This is a genomic window from Leptolyngbya sp. NK1-12, assembly GCF_032598965.1.
Classification (GTDB): Bacteria; Cyanobacteriota; Cyanobacteriia; order Elainellales; family Elainellaceae; genus Elainella.
On record NZ_CP053586.1, the window covers coordinates 6162747 to 6181301 of the forward strand.

Annotated in this window: 11 protein-coding genes; 6 read left to right on the plus strand and 5 right to left on the minus strand. The window is 51.8% G+C overall.

The genetic code is table 11. The annotated features are described in order from the left end of the window. Positions 1–12 precede the first annotated feature (12 nt). Together HJG54_RS26520 and HJG54_RS26525 are read right to left on the minus strand one after the other, a co-directional pair. The gene (locus tag HJG54_RS26520) at positions 13–498 is read right to left on the minus strand and encodes a low molecular weight protein-tyrosine-phosphatase (protein ID WP_035999068.1); all 486 of its coding nucleotides are present in this window, start codon (positions 496–498) and stop codon (positions 13–15) included. A 147-nt stretch (positions 499–645) separates the two neighbouring features. Then, positions 646–1077, minus strand: coding sequence for a DUF6918 family protein (locus HJG54_RS26525; protein ID WP_316432220.1), 432 nt, complete (start codon positions 1075–1077; stop codon positions 646–648). A 638-nt stretch (positions 1078–1715) separates the two neighbouring features. Here HJG54_RS26525 and HJG54_RS26530 point away from each other — a divergent pair. The 6 genes from HJG54_RS26530 (at position 1716) to HJG54_RS26555 (ending at position 11036) form a co-directional block, all read left to right on the plus strand. Next, on the plus strand, positions 1716–2117 hold the full coding sequence (locus HJG54_RS26530; protein ID WP_316432221.1) for a hypothetical protein: 402 nt from the start codon (positions 1716–1718) through the stop codon (positions 2115–2117). Between the two features lie 202 nt (positions 2118–2319). Next, a complete protein-coding gene (locus HJG54_RS26535; protein WP_316432222.1) occupies positions 2320–4590 on the plus strand; it encodes a peptidase domain-containing ABC transporter in 2271 nt (756 codons plus the stop codon). Between the two features lie 226 nt (positions 4591–4816). Next, positions 4817–6187, plus strand: coding sequence for an HlyD family efflux transporter periplasmic adaptor subunit (locus HJG54_RS26540; protein ID WP_316432223.1), 1371 nt, complete (start codon positions 4817–4819; stop codon positions 6185–6187). Positions 6188–6332: 145 nt separating this feature from the next. Further along, positions 6333–7802, plus strand: a complete 1470-nt coding sequence (locus HJG54_RS26545; RefSeq protein ID WP_316432224.1) for an AAA-like domain-containing protein — start codon at positions 6333–6335, stop codon at positions 7800–7802. An 11-nt stretch (positions 7803–7813) separates the two neighbouring features. After that, the gene (locus tag HJG54_RS26550; protein ID WP_316432225.1) at positions 7814–10141 is read left to right on the plus strand and encodes a CHASE2 domain-containing protein; all 2328 of its coding nucleotides are present in this window, start codon (positions 7814–7816) and stop codon (positions 10139–10141) included. Positions 10142–10244: 103 nt separating this feature from the next. Further along, complete coding sequence (locus tag HJG54_RS26555) at positions 10245–11036, plus strand: DUF928 domain-containing protein (RefSeq protein ID WP_316432226.1); 792 nt, start codon at positions 10245–10247, stop codon at positions 11034–11036. 5 nt (positions 11037–11041) lie between these two features. On the opposite strand, the gene HJG54_RS26560 is transcribed toward HJG54_RS26555, so the two are convergent. The 3 genes from HJG54_RS26560 to fba form a co-directional block, all read right to left on the minus strand. Beyond that, complete coding sequence (locus tag HJG54_RS26560; RefSeq protein ID WP_316432227.1) at positions 11042–13918, minus strand: CHAT domain-containing protein; 2877 nt, start codon at positions 13916–13918, stop codon at positions 11042–11044. Next, positions 13915–16599 carry a filamentous hemagglutinin N-terminal domain-containing protein gene (locus HJG54_RS26565; protein ID WP_316432228.1) on the minus strand — a complete coding sequence of 895 codons (2685 nt, stop codon included), beginning with the start codon at positions 16597–16599 and terminating at the stop codon, positions 13915–13917. The genes HJG54_RS26560 and HJG54_RS26565 overlap by 4 nt, the downstream gene beginning before the upstream one ends. A gap of 372 nt (positions 16600–16971) precedes the next feature. Beyond that, on the minus strand, positions 16972–18051 hold the full coding sequence (fba, locus tag HJG54_RS26570) for a class II fructose-bisphosphate aldolase (RefSeq protein WP_316432229.1): 1080 nt from the start codon (positions 18049–18051) through the stop codon (positions 16972–16974). Between the last annotated feature and the right edge of the window lie 504 nt (positions 18052–18555).

An 18555-nucleotide genomic window follows, 5' to 3' on the forward strand; every position in this document is an offset into this window, starting at 1 on the left:
GCGGCTCGGCTCCTAAGCTCTGATCTCCTGCTGCACATGGGCCAGTAACCCTTCGCAAGCATCTAGCAGCAAATCAATTACATAGTTAAAGCCAGCTTCGCCCCCGTAGTAAGGGTCAGGCACTTCCCGATCGCGGTGCTGGGTACAAAAATCGCACATCAGCTTTACCTTGTGCTGGTACTTCCCTTCACGGTCCAGGTAGAGTAGATTTTCGTAATTGTCTTTGTCCATCGCCAAAATCAGGTCAAATGCTTCAAAGTCTGATAGCTCAAACTGACGCGCTTGACCTGATAGGGTAATATTTCGGCGAGCAGCGGCGGCGGTCATCCGGCGATCCGGTGGACTGCCAACATGATAGCTAGACGTACCGGCAGAATCACAGATGATTTGCCCTTCCAAGCCCCGCTGCTGGATCAAATGATTCATGATCCCTTCGGCTGAAGGCGAACGGCAGATATTGCCTAAACAGACAAACAGCAGCTTGTAAGGTAATGCCATAGGGACTTGGAGTAGCTAGCTTTAAGAAACTTAAACCCCCTTCAGTGTAGCGCTTTGGCTGACCACCTCGGTGGCTTGGCCTATAAAATTAGACCAAAAATCAGGCCCAGATCAGCCTACACAAGAGCAGACTACATAGGATTCAAACTACACATGGGCACCCAGAATTTGAGCCAAACCTGGAACCGCTTCTTCAACATCACTCTTGACTGACTTGCGGAGCTTATTATAGGAGGCCCGCACGACTCCATTCTTGGATTTCTCAATCTTGGCATCAGTAATGCTGAGCAGGGCATCCGCTGTTTGGGCACGGTTTTGGGTTAAATAGGTCACTGGATCACCCGACTGTACGCCTTCCTCCCACATCGGATCTAGCACCGCAACCACTTCTGGCAACAGTCGTTGAATTGCGGCTGGGACATAGCCCGGTTCAAGGCCTTTGACTACACCGTAAGCTGCTTTGAGAGCCAGTCCAGAAATGCCGCTTTTCGCAGCAACCTGCTCGTCAATCAGTTTGGCACAGTCTGCCACTAAACTCTCTTGGGTTGCTTGATTGCTAATTTTATCGCTCAGGCTCATAGGGACGCTTCTCAAGATAATGGTCTAATTCAGTAATGGTCAATAAAGGTGTGCCAGTCTTCGATTATTAATAAGTATTGGCAGAATGTCATATTTTAGCTCTATGTTTCGCCGTTATTTAACAAAGGCATGAATTTTTCTTTACGGTTTGCAGTGCTCACCCTTTGGTGCTGAGGCTCTGGCTAGCGCCACAGTTTGTGACTAGTTTTTAGGCTTGATTCAATCTGCGAAACGAAGCAACCCGATTGGAAGAGCAGGTGGCGGGTTTGGGGATGCTTTAGGTAATTGCGAAACTTCTCTAGAATCTGATTGCCATTGGTCTGTAATTGTCAGATGGCCTCTTGTTGTAGTCCTCTGTCTTCGCTCTACAAGCAGACAATTCAGCATTGCGCCATCCCTGACATTATCCACCTGACCTATCAATCTGAACTCCAGACATTTCCTGTAACGACATTCATTGTGCTCCCTCATAAAGTAGTAAATGTGAGGGGGATGAAGTTACACACATTACACCTCACAACAGACCAAGACAAGGAAAAGAAAATCATCTAATTGTTGACTACTATTTTCTTTGATCAATGTCTGATTTTGGTTACGAATCATTCTCACATTCATTTCATTTATTAACGGAGAAAACAATGATTAACGCTAATTCTGCTCTGTTCACCGATTTGACCTCTGAAGAAGGAGCCACTGTCAGTGGTGGAGGACTGCAACTCCAAGTCAAATCGATTCAATGCATTAAAGCAGGCGCAGATATCGTCGGTAATGACGAAACGATGCTCAAAATCAACGGTGAACAAGCCTGGAAAGGTAGCATGGGTGCAGGCAGCTTCAAGCTATTTGAGCCACGGCTTACAAGACCGGTTGAGGTAGGAAACTTTGTCGGGCTATATGACGAAGATGGTATTTTCAGTCGTGATGATTTCATGGGAGGATTTAACATCACTGGTGTCAAAGGCCCCACAACCGTTAAGCTGTCTGGCAGCGGCTCCACCTATCAGGTGACCTATAGAGTGATTGAGGTTGACGATTTCTAAGCCATTGATTGTTCTCTGTCAAGGTTGACTGCCATATTCAGTAGGTAGGCACAATTAATGAGAATCTAAATGCCTCAATGATGTCTACCTACTTTACTGATTTCATATCTAAACATTACAGCGGCAACTCATCAGGACAGTATATCAAACAGTATTTCAGCGCGTTGCCGAAATTATTCCCTCTACCGCTCTTAGTCTAACCATGAAATATCCCATTGTTCGGCAGCACAGCGAAGAAGACTGTGGGGCTGCCTGTCTTGCTACGATTGCCAAATTTTACGGACGAACATTTGCCATCAGTCGGATGCGCGAAGCTGTAGGAACCGGTGCCCAGGGAACCACACTGCTGGGTCTGACACGGGGAGCCGAAGCGTTTGGATTTCATGCCCGCCAAGTCAAGGCCAACGAACAAATTATCGAGCGGCTCAGCGAAGTTCCGCTTCCGGCCATCATTCACTGGAAAGGCTATCACTGGGTCGTGTTGTATGGACAAAAAGGCAATAAATATGTGGTTGCCGATCCGGGTATTGGTATTCGCTATTTGACCCAGCGAGAGTTGATGGCGGGTTGGGGCAACGGCGTGATGATGTTGTTATCGCCCGATGACACCCGCTTTTATCAACAGGAGGAAGACTCAGCAGGCGGGTTTGGTCGATTTTTAGCTCGTACTTGGCCCTATCGCACGATTCTGGCGCAGGCGATTGCGATCAACTTTGCTGTAGGGCTACTGTCTCTGGCTTCGCCATTAATGATGCAGTTGCTTACCGATGATGTATTAGTGCGGGGAGATACTCAATTACTGACGACAGTGGCGATCGGCGTGATTGTGATGAATTTGTTTCGCAGTGTCGTTGGGCTTGTGCAGGCGCATCTGATCGGTCACTTCAGCCAGCGGCTCCATCTTGGACTAGTGATGGAATATGGACGCAAGTTGTTGCATCTACCCCTCAGCTATTTTGAAAGTCGGCGCAGTGGTGAAGTAGTCAGTCGGATCGCCGATGTGAACGCGGTTAACGGACTGGTATCGCAAATTGTGTTAGGTTTGCCCAGCCAGTTCTTTATCGCCATGATCTCACTGGCCTTGATGCTGTGCTATAGCTGGCAACTCACGGTGGCATCGGTGATTGTCTTCATTCTGGTGACGGGCGTGAATCTGCTGTTTTTACCGGCTCTGCGCCAAAAGACCCGCAACATGATTGTTCTAGGCACAGAAAACCAGGGCTTTTTGGTGGAAACCTTCCGCGGCGTACAGGTGCTAAAAACAACCCAGGCTACCCCTCAGGCATGGCAGGAATATCAGAGCAACTATGGCCGATTGGCCAACCTAGGCTGGAGCACCATGAAGTTAGGGCTTTACAGCGGCACCATTACGGGCGTTCTCTCCACCTTTACCAGCATTGCTCTGCTCTGGCTGGGCAGCTACCTGGTGATTGACGGCACTATGTCGATCGGTCAACTAATGGCCTACAACGGCATGAGCGGCAATTTCCTCGGCTTTTTGGGGGCGGTGATTGGGTTAGTGGATGAGATAATTACAGCCCAAATTATTGTGCAGCGGCTGAAGGAAGTGATCGACGCGACGCCAGAAGACGACGGAGATGTGAAGAAACCCTGGGCTGAAATTTTGGGCAATACTGACATTACCTGCACCGAACTCAACTTTCACCACACGGGTCGGGTTGATCTGCTGCAAGACTTTTCGTTAACGATTCCCGGAGGCCAAACCATTGCTCTGATTGGCAAGTCGGGCTGCGGCAAAAGCACCCTGGCAAAATTACTGGCCGGGCTGTACTTCAGCCAAACTGGCAATATTCGCTACGGACTCTATAACCAGCACGATCTGGCGCTGGAGTGCCTGCGGCAACAGGTGGTCTTAGTGCCCCAAGATCCCCATTTCTGGAGCCGTTCCATTGTCGATAACTTCCGGTTTAGCTATCCTCACATCGGCTTTGACCAAATTGTGCAAGCCTGTCAGGTTGTCGGGGCAGACGAATTTATTAGCGAACTGCCAGATAAATATCAAACCGTGTTGGGTGAATTTGGCGCTAATCTCTCTGGCGGACAAAAGCAGCGCTTGGCGATTGCTCGTGCTTTGGTCACAAACCCACCGGTGCTAATTTTGGATGAATCGACGGGCGCGCTTGACCCGGTCAGCGAGGCGCAGGTATTAACTCGACTGCTGAAGCATCGCCAGGGCAAAACTACGATTCTGATCAGCCACCGTCCCCAAGTGATTCGTCAAGCCGACTGGATCGTGATGCTCGAAAAAGGCCGTCTCAAGATTCAAGGTACTCCTCAAGAGTTGATGCACCAACCCGGAGAACACCTGGAATTTCTAGGCGAAGACAGTTCCATCAACGCTGAATGGATCAAAACCCTGAAACTCTCCCCCAGCTATAACGGCAGCAACGGCACAAACGGGAAATCTCTGCTTTATAACGGCGCATCCAGCAACGGTGCATCTGCCACCTAACACCTTGCCTCGATTCGAGAATCTGTACATTTTTTTCTGTCACTTAACTGCTGACTCACCCACGAATCAATTGCGGGCTAATAAAACAGGTGCACTTAAGTACATCAAGCCTTTGTCTAGTCTGACATCTATCTAGTCTGTTAGTAGACTGCTGTGATTAACCCACCCTTCACTTCAGGTGAAACATCACTCAAAACTCAAAACTCAAAACTCAAAACTGACAATCATGCTGAGCCAACATTCTCCTAAAACCTTACCTCTATTTCAAGAAGCTGAATTCCTGCCGCCAATTAGCCGCTGGATTCACTTTGGTGGATTGTTTGTCGTGGCAACTGTAGCGCTTGCATTTCCCTTGTCTGCTGTTGTCAAATACAAATCGGTAGTGCGAACCCAGGCCATTGTCCGTCCGACGGGTGAATTGCGGGTGGTCCAGGCGGCGGCTGAAGGCGCGATTCAAGACATTTTGATTGCAGAAAACCAGCAGGTCAAGCAGGGAGACGTTATTGCCACGATTGATGATTCGCACTTGCAAACCCAGAAAAACCAACTCCTCAACAATATTCAGCAAGCTGAACTGCAACTCACCCAGCTCAATGCTCAGATTCACGCTGTCGATCGCCAGATTTTAGCAGAGTCCCATCGCATTCATCGCTCAGTTGTCTCTGCGGAGGCGGAACTGGCTCATCGTCAACGCCAATACCGCGATCAGCAAATTGTCACCGTTGCTGAAGTAGAGGAAGCCACAGCGGCCCTGAGAGCAGCTGAGGCCGCTTATGGAGCCGCTCAGACAAGGCGCAATCGCTACCGTCCGGTGGCGGAGGCGGGTGCCCTCTCCCAAGACGAATTTGAGGAAGCTCAACTAGCCGCTGACCAGCAAGCACAGGAAGTCGAAGCGGCTAAAGCACGGTTGCAGTCGGCCCAGGCGGCGCTTCACCCTAGTTCAGCAGAAGTGGCGATCGCGAGTGAAAAAATTGCGCAGGAAAGTGCTGCAGGAGAATCTACGCTAGCAACCTTGAACAAAGAGCAGCAATCTCTGGTGCAGCAGCGAGCCGAAGTTGAAAAACAGCTCGAAAATGATCGCCAATCGCTGCAACAAACCGCAGTTGACCTGAACCGAACGGTCGTTACCGCTCCGGCGGATGGCATTTTGTTTCAGCTTAATCTACGCAATTCCAACCAAATTGTCCGACCGGGTGAAGCGGTTGCCCAGGTAGCGCCGAGCGCCAGTCCGCTGGTGCTGAAAGCAATAGTGCCTGCCCAGGATATCAGCAAAGTTGAAATCGGGCATCAGGCGCAGATGCGAGTAGCGGCTTGTCCCTATCCTGACTATGGCACGCTCAAAGGCGAAGTGACAGCAATCGCCCCTGACACCTCAACCCCTCAAAATCGCAATGGCTCGGACCTGTCGGAACCCCAGCCTGGTGTGAAGGGCGCATTCTATGAAGTGACGATTAAACCAGACCGACTGACGCTGGGGCGAGGCACCAATCAATGTGAAATGCAGCTCGGTATGGAAGGACGGGCCGACATTGTCACCCGAGAAGAAACGGTACTGCAATTTCTCCTGCGCAAAGCACGCCTGATCGCAGATTTGTAGTCACAGATTTATAGTCACAGATTTTCATTAACATTTGTAGTCACAGGTTTTCATGAACAGATCTGTAGCAGGTTGAATAACTGAAACGCTCTATAATCTGCCTATCGAAGCCGACTTGAGGCTAACGATAAGCTGGGGGTGCCCTATGGAACTGGATTTGGAACGCGCAATTGCCACAGCCGATCAAGCCCTGTTTGACGGTCTGGGACGGCACCTGAGTGATGTTGAAACTGAAATTCTCCGCGGGGCATGGCAGGGGTTCACCTATGACCAAATTGCGGAGGTGTCGGGCTATTCAGATAGCTATTTGCGACGCGATGTCGGCAACAAGTTGTGGCGATCGCTGAGTCAAGCTCTAGGCGAAACCGTCAGCAAAACCGACTTCCGTGAAGCGCTGCAACGCTATCTGATCCAGCATCCGACCCAGAATCTGCCTCAGGTCCACTCTGCTAACCATCAGGCTTTAGCTGCAGAGAATGATAATCGCGATGCTCCTGAGCAAACTGCATCCACTGCTGCCCTGACTGCTACAGGACTGACTGCTACAGGACTGACTGCTACAGGACTGACTGCTACAGTGCCTTCTACAGTGCCTTCTACAATTGTGGAAACCGCGCAACCAGCGATCTACGTGGCGCGACCTCCGATTGAGGCCATCTGCTATGACACTCTGCTGCAGCCTGGGTCGCTCGTTCGCATCAAAGCGCCTGCCCTGATGGGCAAAACATTGTTGATGGAACATACTCTGGCTCAGCTGTCTACCCAAGCGCTGCGAACAGTCATCCTTAGCTTTGAACTCGCCGATCGCAAAGCTCACTTTTCCGACCTCGATCGATTTTTACGCTGGTTTTGCGTCAACATCAGCCGCGAATTAGGAATGCCGAACCAGATCGAGACCTATTGGGATGAAGCAAGCATGGGCAGCAAGGCAAGCTGCACGAGCTATGTCGAAGAGTATCTGTTGGCCGCCGATGATCGCCCGCTTGTCCTCTGTCTGGATGATGTCGATCTACTGTTCCCTTATCCAGAAATCTATGAGGACTTTTTCGGCTTGCTGCGCTCATGGTATGAAAAAGCGCGTCGGCGGATGAATTGGAAAAAGCTGCGCCTCTGCATTGTTCACGCTACCGATGTTTATATTCAGCTCAATATCAACCAGTCTCCTTTCAATATAGGCGTTCCACTGAATCTGCCAGAGCTTAACCCTAGTCAGATCCTCGATCTGGCCCAGCAGCACCACCTGCTTGCCAATATTGATCTGACGCCTCTGATCCACCTGGTGGGCGGGCATCCCTATTTGCTGGAGCTGGCGTTTTTGGCGCTCAAGAGTCATCCTGATTTGTCTTTAGAGAATCTGATTCAATCGGCCCCTACGGAAGCCGGCATCTACGCCAATCATCTGCGGGAATGTTGGCTGCGCATTCGCGGCAATTCCGACTTAACTCATGCCCTCAGTCAGGTAATGCGTGCCACTCAGCCGATCCATCTGGAGTCGGTGCAAGCCTACCAGCTGCAAAGCATGGGGCTGATTCGGCTACAAGGCAATCAGGCTGCGCCGCGCTGTCCCCTTTATCGTCAGTATTTCAATGCCCAACTGCAGCGATCGTTAGAGTAGGCAGGGCGATCATGAGTAAATTTGCCTCATACCATTACCAACCGGGCGGCAGTCTGACATCAGACGCACCGAGCTATGTGATGCGACAGGCGGACCACGACCTGTTTGAGGCGCTGCTGCATGGCACCTATTGCTATATTCTCAACTCGCGCCAGATGGGTAAGTCGTCCCTGCGGGTACGGACGATGGAGCGACTGGCTGAACAGGGTATCCTCAGCGTCGAGGTTGAACTGCTTGGGATTGGCAGTCAGCATATTACGGCTTCCCAGTGGTATGGCGGCATGATTGCCGAACTGATCAGCGGCCTCGATTTGCAGGTGAATCGACGAGCTTGGCTGCGAGAACACGAAGATCTTTCGCCGGTGCAGCAATTGGGCACGTTTGTCGAACAGGTGGTGTTAGCCCAAGTGACCCAGCCACTAGTTCTGTTTTTTGATGAAATCGACAGCGTGTTGGGGCTGAGCTTTCCCACCGATGATTTCTTTGGTTTGGTGCGGAGCTGGTATGAGCGGCGAGCGTCCCAGCCCAGCTATCGTCGCTTAACCGTGGTGATGTTAGGCGTAGCGACCCCCGCAGCCCTAATCCGGGACGAAACAGCAACCCCGTTTAACATTGGTCAGGCGATTGAGCTACAGGGCTTTCAGCCTGAGGAAAGCGGTGCTCTTGCTGCTGGGCTGGTGCCCTACGTTGATTGCCCTGAGGCCGTGCTTCAGACCATTCTCGACTGGACGGGAGGGCAGCCATTTCTGACCCAGAAGCTGTGCTGGCTAGTGACGCGACAGAATCAGCCTATCCCAGCCGGAGCCGAAGCCCAGCGGATTGCCGAGCTGGTACGCACCCAGTTGATGGAAAACTGGGAAACGCAGGATGAACCAGAGCACTTACGGACCATCCGCGATCGGCTGCTGCGCCATTCCCGACGGCCCGAACGGCTGCTGCGCTATTACCAAACCCTGTTGCAGCACGGAGCCGTTCCTGCCACTGATTCATCCGAACAAACCGAATTACGCCTGACGGGCTTAGTGACCCAGCAGCACGGACGCCTAATGCCGTTTAACCGCGTCTACACCACCATCTTTGATCGGGCATGGGTGGCTCAACAGCTCCAGACCCTACATCAGCAGTCTCGCTCGGCAGCGCCCTGGCTTCCTGTTTGGCAGGCGGTTGCGGCAGGCGTGAGCAGTGTTCTCTTTGTGCTGGCCGTTCGCTCGCTTGGGTTACTGCAGGGTCTCGAATTGCAAACCTACGATCAGATGATGCGATGGCGTCCTGTCGAACCTAGCGACAATCGCTTCCTGGTGATCACGGTCAGCGAAGCCGATATCCAGTACCAGGATCAATTGGGCATGGAGCGCCGAGGTTCCCTAGCGGATCAAGCCCTCCTCCAGGTTTTGGATAGACTCGCCCCCCATCAACCTCGCGTAGTTGGGCTGGATTTCTACCACGACTTTCCGCTGCTGCCGGAATTAGAGTCTAGGCTGCGGTCAATGAATAACTTCGTGCCTGTATGCGTAATTGCAGAGACCAAAGATGTAGAAACCCCTATCAGTATTCCTGCACCGCCAGGATTACCAACTCATAGACTCGGTTTCACCGATTTTGCTGTGGATTCAGACTACAGGGTCCGGCGGCAACTTCTGGGCATGGATCGGTCTCAGGCTTGCCCCACGAGCCGTTCATTCAACCTGCAAGTTGCACTGCGCTATTTAGAACAGGAGGGCATCACGCTTCAATTTTTGGATGATCGCCACATCCGCCTCGGTAAAACGATTATTCCTGAGCTACAGCCGACTGCCGGGGGATATCGGCTTTCTCCAGCCGAGCGAGCAGGCTTCCAGGTATTGGTAAATTACCGGACCGCTGATCCAGCGCGAGTCTCACTGACACAAGTCTTGCGCGGAGACTTAAAAGCAACGTTGGTCAACGATCGCATGGTACTCATCGGTTTGGAAGATCCCCAAGATGCCCTGTTTGCCCCTGGACGATCGCAGCGAATGCTAGGTGTGATCATGCACGCCCATATGGCCAGTCAGTTAATTGATGCTGGATTGGGCCACCGTTCCCTGCTCTGGTGGTGGCCGGAGTGGCTAGAAATAGTCTGGATTGCAGGATGGGGACTCGTGGGCAGTGGAGTCACTTGGTGGCTTGGCAGAGTTGATCAACGCTCGGTGGGGCGGGTGAGCGTCACCGTTGGTGGGCTGATCATGGCAGTGGGCGGTATTAGCTATGGAGTGCTGTTGCACGGTGGATGGATTCCTGCTCTGCCAAGCATGATCGCCATTGCTGTTGCGGCAGGAGTAGTGCTGGTTTTGCTATTGCGAAAGCTATTTTTAGCTTGACGGCGTCAACATTGGGTAGCCGTCCCCTGGTTATTTTCACTTGTTCATTTTTGCTAGTTTGTTCTCGCTGATTTGAATGACAACTAACCCCCCTGGATGTCACATGACTTACTCTAAGCGTGCTTCAATTCTCTCTACCGTTTCAGGCGCGATTGCCAGCTTGGTGTTGCTCTCAACCGGAGCGATTGCTTCCTCGATGACAACAGAATCTCGCCAAAACGCCTATCGTCCCAACCTTGACATGGTCTCTCAAGCTTCTAATGGTGGGTTTGACGGACAGGGCCGCCCCCAGAGCCGTACTTCTGGTGGGGCACGAGGTAGCTGTAGCGATCAGTTAATTGCCTTGCTGCCGGGTCCAAACCCCATATCGAATACAACCAATTCCTGTAGTCTACCCTCTGAGGCCGATGCGACGCAGACGATTACAGCAACGCCAACACTGTGGTTTTATGTGCCAGCCCGGCAGCAGAGCGTCCAGGCCGAACTGGTGCTATTAGATCAAAACCAACAGGCCATCTCAATCGAAACGGTGACTCTGGCACCTACTGCTGGGATTGTGGGCGTGCAGATCCGCCATCCGCTTGCAGTCAATCGATCCTATCAGTGGGTGTTCTCCTTGTTGGAAACCAACAGTCCTTCCCTCAATCGTTCTGTGGAAGGAACCATTCGTCGGGTTGAACTGGCTCCTCCGCTGGTCCAGCAACTAGCAGCCGAATCCACACTGCGCGAGCGGATTACCCTCCTGGCTCAACAGGGAATTTGGCAGGATGCGCTGACCGAGATCATCGTGATGCGCCAGACGGCTCCCCATGACGCTACAGTCAGGCAAGATTGGCAGCAGTTCGTAGAATCGGTAGGTTTGTCGGTAATTGTCAACGCACCAGTCCTGAACTGAACTTCCTATTGCCAATTTCCCACCAGCACATAGGGTGCCCAAAACACGGGAGCACGGTAGCCAGGAGAATGCAGCAGATTGACCTGGGCACGTCGCAGGGCTTCGGCTCGGGTCATCCCGGCGTCTGGTTTAGCCAGTTCTTGGTAGAGTCGCCCCACCAGTTCCGACGTGCTCTGATCGTCAACATACCAAAGCGAACCAATTGTGCTGCGTGCCCCCGATTGAATCGTGATTCCTGCCAATCCTAAAGTGGCCCGATCATCCCCGTCAGCCGTTTTGCAGGCACTGAGCACAAGCAGCTCGATCGCTTTGGTATTCTGGTTTTCGCGAGTTTGGAGAATGTTGCTGAAATCCTTCAGGATGATGCGTCGGTCCCATGCCAGCAAGAAAGTGTCATTTGGATCGGAGCTAAACTGCCCGTGAGTCGCAATATGGACGATTGGGGCATCAGAACGGCCAATCCATATTTGCAGTGCCTCGCTGGTAAAAGACTGGTTTAAGACATCATGGCTAGAAACCTCGGTTGCAATCTGGTTCAGTTCGCGTTCTACATTGACTAAGGGAGCAAAGTTGGCGTGGGGAGGAAAGTCTGGGCGAATTTCTGACAACCCAAAGGCAAGCACATCGAGCTGCAAATTAGGCAAAGGTGTAGAGGCAGGAATTTGCAAACCAGGGCTAAGCGCAATCGCGTAAGCTTCAACCAAAAACCGTTCTCCATCATAAAGCGCTGCCATCGGCAGATTCCGGATCACCCCATCGGAGACAAACACGAGTGTCTGCACCTGTTGCTCTTCTAGAGCAGCTCGAAACGGACGAATCAGCCAATCATAAACCTGCTGCGACTGCGCCAGGAAAGCATCAGACAGGTAGCGTTGCTCCACTTGCTGCCGCAATTGTTCTAGCTGGTGAGTCGCCTCGTCACGAGCAATAGCAACCGCATGGAACTGAATCATATCAGACTGGGGCAGACGGGCAAGGACCACGAGCTGATCAGGCAACAGAATCGGGTAGAGGATGGCGGCCTTGGGATCGGTTTGCGGCTGACCCAAGGCAATGGTGGGAGTCAAATTGCAGCTGAGAAAATTTTCTAGTTCTGTCAGTTGTAAGGCATCAATCTCCTCGATACCAAGTTGCAAATTGGCTTGGCTGGGTGGTGTGCCATTGGGTGAGGCTAACAGCAACGACACCAATTCCCGATAGACTGGCTCAACGTCGTCCCGAAACGAGAGCTGCACCTGCGACTCAACGGCTAGTAAATCTTGCCGCACTGTGCTGAGGGTTGCCGCCGCTGCCTGATAATGAGCGATTGCGGCTTCCGTTTGTCCCTGCGCTTGATAGATGCGCCCCAGTTGCCACTGCCACTGATAGGCAATCGACCATGCCTGAACCGATTGGGCCAGTCCCAGTGCCTGTTGAGTCGCAGTTTGAGCCTGCGCCCAGGCAGCTGGAGTCTGCTCCTGAAGGGCGAGGAGTTCGTAAAACTGACCCAGTGTGCCCCAGGCATAGGACTGCGCTTGGGGGTCATCCAATCCATCGGCCTGCTGCTGGATCTGCTCTAAAAGCTGGCGAATTAGGTCTGGAGATGTAGTTGCAAATGCTGTAAATGCAGATTGCGCCCTTCTATCCTGCCAGCGCTGCATCAAGCCACGGGCTAAATCAATCTGGCTATAGAGAACCGCACGACTGGGTGGAAGGGGATTGCTCAGCCATTTCGCCATTTCCTGGTCTTGAGCCTGGAGCTGGCGTTGAAATTCCTGTTGTTCTGGAGTCTCAGCTTGAGCGGCAAGCCAATGATTCAGCTGAATTAAAAAGTTGAACCTTTGAATAGCGGCCTGCATCCTGAGCAAGCGATTGCTAGCTTCCAGCCGATCGGCCTCATCCTGGTGTTCGCTCAACCTCGCATCGATGGCACTGTAGTGCTCTAGAGCCTGTCTAGCCAGGTTCAGTGCAGCCTGCCGATCGGTCTCCTGGTTTGAGCGGTCTGCCAGAAATGCCATACGCTGGTATTGCGCTGCCTCCACATGGGCCAGATTCAGCAGAGACAGCCCAATGGTTTGTGGATCTGCCAGGGATTGGGCTAGTTCAAGACTGGTGTGCAGCAAGGATTGCGCCTGAGGTAGAAACCCCTTGAGGCGAAAGATATTACCTAAACTGCGGAGGGTGAGGAGTTGCAGGGAAACATCAGGCTGGGAGAGGACGTGCTGCAAGACCTGCTCGGCATCGGGCGGCTGGTTGACATCACAGCTCTGATCATCCAGGTCAATGGCTGCTAGCAATACCTGACAGGCTCGACGGTAATAGCCGTTAATTTCCAAGGCTCTAGCTTGATTGATCCGGCTTCCCGTCACACCTGGGTCATAGTTCAAGTCTTGATAGATCTGGGTGACTCGTTGCCAGATCAAGATGGCCTGTTCCACCTCGCCTTCAGCCAATTTGAGTTGCCCCTGTACATTCAGTGCCTGAGCCAGCAAATGCGATCGCTGATTAGAGGGTGTTATCGCCTCTAGTCGTTGCAGTGCAGTATCAATCGCAGTTTGAGCCTCTTCCCAACGCCCCATTTTCTGGTAGGCCATCCCCAGATAGGTCCATAGGGTAGCCTGTGCCAAATCAGTTGCCAGATCAGTTACCAAATTATCACCTTGAGTTTTGAGCGCCGTTTGCCAAATGGCAATGGCTTCTTCCCAGCGTCCTTGCTGATAAGCACCTCTGCCTCGCTCAATCGCATTAAGACCAACATCAGCCCCCACAGGCGCAGCAGCTTGCGAAAAGCCAGGAGTTGCTGGAACAGCTACTGTCAGCACGAATCCAAGCAAAAATGCCAGCACGAGCCGCCAAATTCTCAGAAAGGTCGAACTGAAAGGGCGGAGAGGCTGCATCGTCATGGCGGATTAGAGGATGAATCAGACAAAGAACATGTAGGCGATTGCAGCGAACTATAGGGTGTGACCGTGGGTGCGGTTGCCGTCAGCACAATCCTGCCGTCAGCACTTTTCACCCAGCCCTGAGCTTCCACAATTGCATTCACCGAATTGGCTGCTAGATTGGCATCTGGTGAATTAGCATCTGATTCTAGGGGTGCTGAAGCAGCTGTATGGGAAATGCGTTGATCTGGGTTGCCCATGTCTTCCCACAGATCGTGAGTGGTGATTGTCTCGCCAGGTCCTAACGGAAGACCACCATGCCCAGTTTCTATAAAGCTGGAGGTCCCTTGGCCGGGCTGACAGCGTTGGCTGATGGCGCTAGTTAATACTTCATTTGGTAACTCCGCCGTTCCGGCGCTGGGGTCTACACCCAGTTGTTCTAACTCAACCAGGCCCTGCGCTCCAAACTCTGAGCTGGCATCAATATCATTGGTGCGATTCTCTGGCAAAAATGACCCTTCATCCAGGCCGAAAATCCGCTGAGCATTGATTTGGATTCTGCCGCCATTGCCCAGTTGAGCGCGAGCAACAATGTCGTTATTTTGATTGGCACGTGTGAGCACAAACCCATCGGCAGCATCGATCGTGATATTCCCGCCATTCGCGGCATCCAGAGCCTCTGCGGAAATCAGGCTGCGATCTTGCATGAATAGAATATTTGAGACATTCAGGGCGATTACCGCTCCATCTTCGGCTCTACCCTGTCCTCCAGTTATGGCAATAATCTGGCCGTTATCGAGGCGTATTGTACCAGCATTCACAGTCAGACTACCAGCTTGTCCACTGCGATTGCCAACAGTAATCAACGACTCATTCAAAATCTGCAATTCTTCCGCCTGTATTTTAAGGTCTCCAGCAATTCCTCCCGGTCGATTACCGTTGCTTTGACTACTAACACTAACTTGAGCACCATCCCGCACAGTGAAGCGATCGGTTATTAAGGTGAGGTTGCCTGCAGGACCAGTACCAAAGCGATTCCCGGCATTTTCAAATTGTCGAGATCGTCCGGTTTCAGCACCGATCAAACTGGGGAGAAAGTTATCAGGGGCTATGGCATCATTTCGATTTGCTTCCAGAAGCGTTGTTCCTCCAATCACTTCAATCGCATCACGCGCCCGAATCGTGATATTTCCTCCTGCGCCTTTGCCAAACGTCGATGCTAAAACCTCAGCGCCCGATCGCAAAATCAACTGACCTGCATCAATCTCGATTGAACCCGATTGACCGCTGCCTCGTGTTTGCACCGAGATACCGCTTGGGCGCTGCCGCTGTTGAGATACACCATCAATGATCACCCGTTCGCTAGCCCTGATCCGAATGCTACCTCCCCCGCTCCGTTCAATGGTTGAAGCGGATATTCTACCGCCTTCGGTAATCTGCAAACGGGCGGTGGAGATCTCCACCCCTCCTGCGGCTCCTTCACCACGAGCATCACTGGCAATTTTGCTGGGTCTTTCACGGTTGTTGCTGCCATTGCCGTTACCCTCACCGTCACCATTACCACCTGGATTATTGTCACCGCCACCGCCACCGCCGTTGCCATTATTTAAATTATTACCATTGGGATTCGCTAAATTATTACCATTGCTGCCTGAATTGTTTCTATTGCTATTGTCATTACCATTATTCGATCGATTTAAAGTATCGGTAGATGAACCGTTCACTATAATTAAGCCATCTACATCAATATTGACTGATCCACTGTTGCCCGTTGTGTTTTCTAAGGCCGAGGACGAAATTTGAGCGCCATCTTCAACCCTTAACTGTGATGCTCGAATCATAATGCCTTCACCGTTAAGGTTGCCTCGGGTGTCTGCCGTCAGCGTTGAGCCTTCAATAAGGTGAATACTGTGCCCTTGCATTCGAATCGCTCCCCCCCCTTCGCCGCTAGTGTTGATACTGGCTCCATCAACGAATCGGATATTTCCCCGAACGTCAGATGCAATTCGGCCCAGTTGAGGTTGCGACGGGCGGGCAAAGCGAAGGGCAACGCTGCTTGGTTCTCTGACAGCTGCCAGTTCAACAACTCCATCACGGGTAGTGGCTCTACCGCCATCAAAGCTAATCCGCCCGCCCAAAAAAATCAGGCTGCGTCCAGCACTCCCTTGCAGTCCCGTCCCGGCGTTGCTCCCCACTCCTTTGCCAGCCGAACTGATAGACTGGTTCACAATTGGAGCCGACGCTCGTTGGGTAAAGTCAATTGCTGACGGATTCACAGTTAGCAGCGGTGGTGCTTCTGGGCTATGGGCACTGAAATAGCCTTGATCACCAAATCGAACGTGATCGGCAGTAGTTGCAACAAAACTGCCTCGAATATCCAGTCGAGCGTTGGGACCGAAAATGATGCCATTTGGGTTGATCAAGAATAGATTGGCATCCCCCAATACTCCTAATGTTCCCAGAACGCTCGATGCATTGCGTCCGGTAACCCGACTCAGGATGTTAGCAATGCCAGCAGGATTGGCAAAATATACTCCTCGCCCTTCGCCAACGTTGAAATCTGCAAAACTGTGAAACAAATTAGCGCCCCGCCTAGCTCCTCCATCGATCCGATCGGTCTTGGCATTCTGCCGCGTGAGACGAGATCGTTCGTTTCCCAACGTCGCATCTGGAACAACTTGCGCCAGTACATGGGTTAACACACAATTTCCACCACTAATAGCGATATAAATCACAACACTGGCGGTGATTGTTCCAAGTTTCGATAGGCAGCATCCACTTGTTTTCCTCATCTGACATTTCTCATACGAATCTCAGAAAGGTGAGTTACAGCCTTGCGGGTATCCTAGAAAAGCAGGCTAATCCAGTAGCTTTATCAATTCTCAGCCATTCTCTTATTTTCCTCTTTATTTGACTTCTGAGCATTCTCAGCCGAAAACTTATCCTGATTGTACTGCTACATAGCAATCAGAGACTGGCATAAAAAACGGGTAGCACTGGGCTACCCGCATTTCACAAGATTCACTTAATGAATTCAGTTGAAGTGTCAACTGAAGTGACAATCCGACAAGAACCTACACGCCAACGGCTTTCTTCGCAACCTGAGCCAATTCGCCCTTAGCATACTTGGCAGCATAGTCCTCTAGAGAGACCTGCTTGATCTTGCTGGCATTGCCTGCGGCCCAGAACTGCTGATAGCGATCAGCACATACTTTCTGCATGTACTTGATGGAAGGCTTGAGGAAGTGACGGGGGTCAAATTCCTTGGGATTTTGCTGCAACGCTTCCCGCACGGCTGCGGTGATCGCCAAACGGTTGTCGGTGTCAATGTTGACCTTACGCACACCGCTCTTGATGCCTTTCTGGATTTCTTCTACAGGCACACCATAGGTTTCGGGAATGGCACCGCCATACTGGTTGATCAGCGCAATCAAATCTTCCGGCACCGAAGAAGAACCATGCATCACCAAATGGGTGTTAGGCAGGCGGCCATGGATTTCTTCAATCCGGCTGATAGCCAGAATTTCGCCGGTTGGCTTGCGGGTGAACTTGTAAGCACCGTGGCTGGTACCAATGGCAACAGCTAGCGCATCTACCTGAGTCCGCTCCACAAAGTCAACGGCTTCATCAGGATCAGTCAGCAGCATCGAGTGATCCAGTTCGCCTTCAAACCCGTGACCGTCTTCGGCTTCACCTTTACCCGTCTCCAGAGAACCCAGGCAACCCAGCTCACCTTCTACAGATGCGCCAATTGCATGAGCCACTTTCACGACTTCGCTGGTAACGGCCACGTTGTACTCGTAGCTAGCCGGGGTTTTGGCATCTGCTTCCAGCGAGCCATCCATCATGACGCTGGTGAAGCCATTTTTGATCGCAGAGTAGCAAGTAGCCGGCTCGTTACCGTGGTCTTGGTGCATGACGATGGGAATATGAGGATAGGTCTCAACCGCAGCCAAGATCAGGTGACGGAGGAAATTTTCGCCAGCATACTTACGAGCACCACGAGAGGCTTGCAAAATCACAGGGCTGTCGGTTTCATGGGCAGCCTGCATAATTGCCTGGATTTGCTCCATGTTGTTGACGTTGAAAGCAGGGATACCGTAGCCGTTCTCGGCTGCGTGATCCAGCAGCAGTCGCATGGGCACAAGCGCCATAGGGAGTCCTCCTAAGTTGGTGTGATCAGCTAGTTCTAAGACAAACGAATTCTAAGGATAATCTTAAGATACTTTACTCACCGTAGTGAATTGTATCTACCGATTCCAGGTCAAACCCTTTCAGGTGTGGCACCCAGATAGGTAAACGCCACATTTTCTACAAAAAGAAAAATAAATCTTAAAGAGTTCACCCATAGTTAAGTATAAATGCTTAAGGGTGTTTTTGGGCAAGGGGGGTAGGGGGTAGGGGGTAGGGGGTAGGGGGTAGGGAGTAGGGGGTAGGGGGTAGGGAGTAGGGGGTAGGGAGTAGGGAGTAGGGGGTAGGGGGTAAGAGGGTGAGACTTAGGCTTTTGCTTATTTAGGAAGCTCTAGGAAGTAGGTTTTCTAAAGCATTGGTGGTTAGTGGTTTGGCTAAGTTGCTGAGGTCGAAGGCTCTACTATGCTGTTCAGGACCGCAGCTCTACCCCCCTACCCCTCACCCCCTACCCCCTACCCCCTACCCCT

Excerpts from the sequence above, each read along its gene's own strand:
- HJG54_RS26530 (WP_316432221.1), top strand. The coding sequence starts at position 1,716 with ATGATTAACGCTAATTCTGCTCTGTTCACCGATTTGACCTCTGAAGAA.
- HJG54_RS26555 (WP_316432226.1), top strand. The coding sequence starts at position 10,245 with ATGACTTACTCTAAGCGTGCTTCAATTCTCTCTACCGTTTCAGGCGCG.
- fba (WP_316432229.1), bottom strand. The coding sequence starts at position 18,051 with ATGGCGCTTGTGCCCATGCGACTGCTGCTGGATCACGCAGCCGAGAAC.
- HJG54_RS26550 (WP_316432225.1), top strand. The coding sequence starts at position 7,814 with ATGAGTAAATTTGCCTCATACCATTACCAACCGGGCGGCAGTCTGACA.
- HJG54_RS26560 (WP_316432227.1), bottom strand. The coding sequence starts at position 13,918 with ATGACGATGCAGCCTCTCCGCCCTTTCAGTTCGACCTTTCTGAGAATT.
- HJG54_RS26525 (WP_316432220.1), bottom strand. The coding sequence starts at position 1,077 with ATGAGCCTGAGCGATAAAATTAGCAATCAAGCAACCCAAGAGAGTTTA.
- HJG54_RS26520 (WP_035999068.1), bottom strand. The coding sequence starts at position 498 with ATGGCATTACCTTACAAGCTGCTGTTTGTCTGTTTAGGCAATATCTGC.
- HJG54_RS26545 (WP_316432224.1), top strand. The coding sequence starts at position 6,333 with ATGGAACTGGATTTGGAACGCGCAATTGCCACAGCCGATCAAGCCCTG.
- HJG54_RS26535 (WP_316432222.1), top strand. The coding sequence starts at position 2,320 with ATGAAATATCCCATTGTTCGGCAGCACAGCGAAGAAGACTGTGGGGCT.
- HJG54_RS26540 (WP_316432223.1), top strand. The coding sequence starts at position 4,817 with ATGCTGAGCCAACATTCTCCTAAAACCTTACCTCTATTTCAAGAAGCT.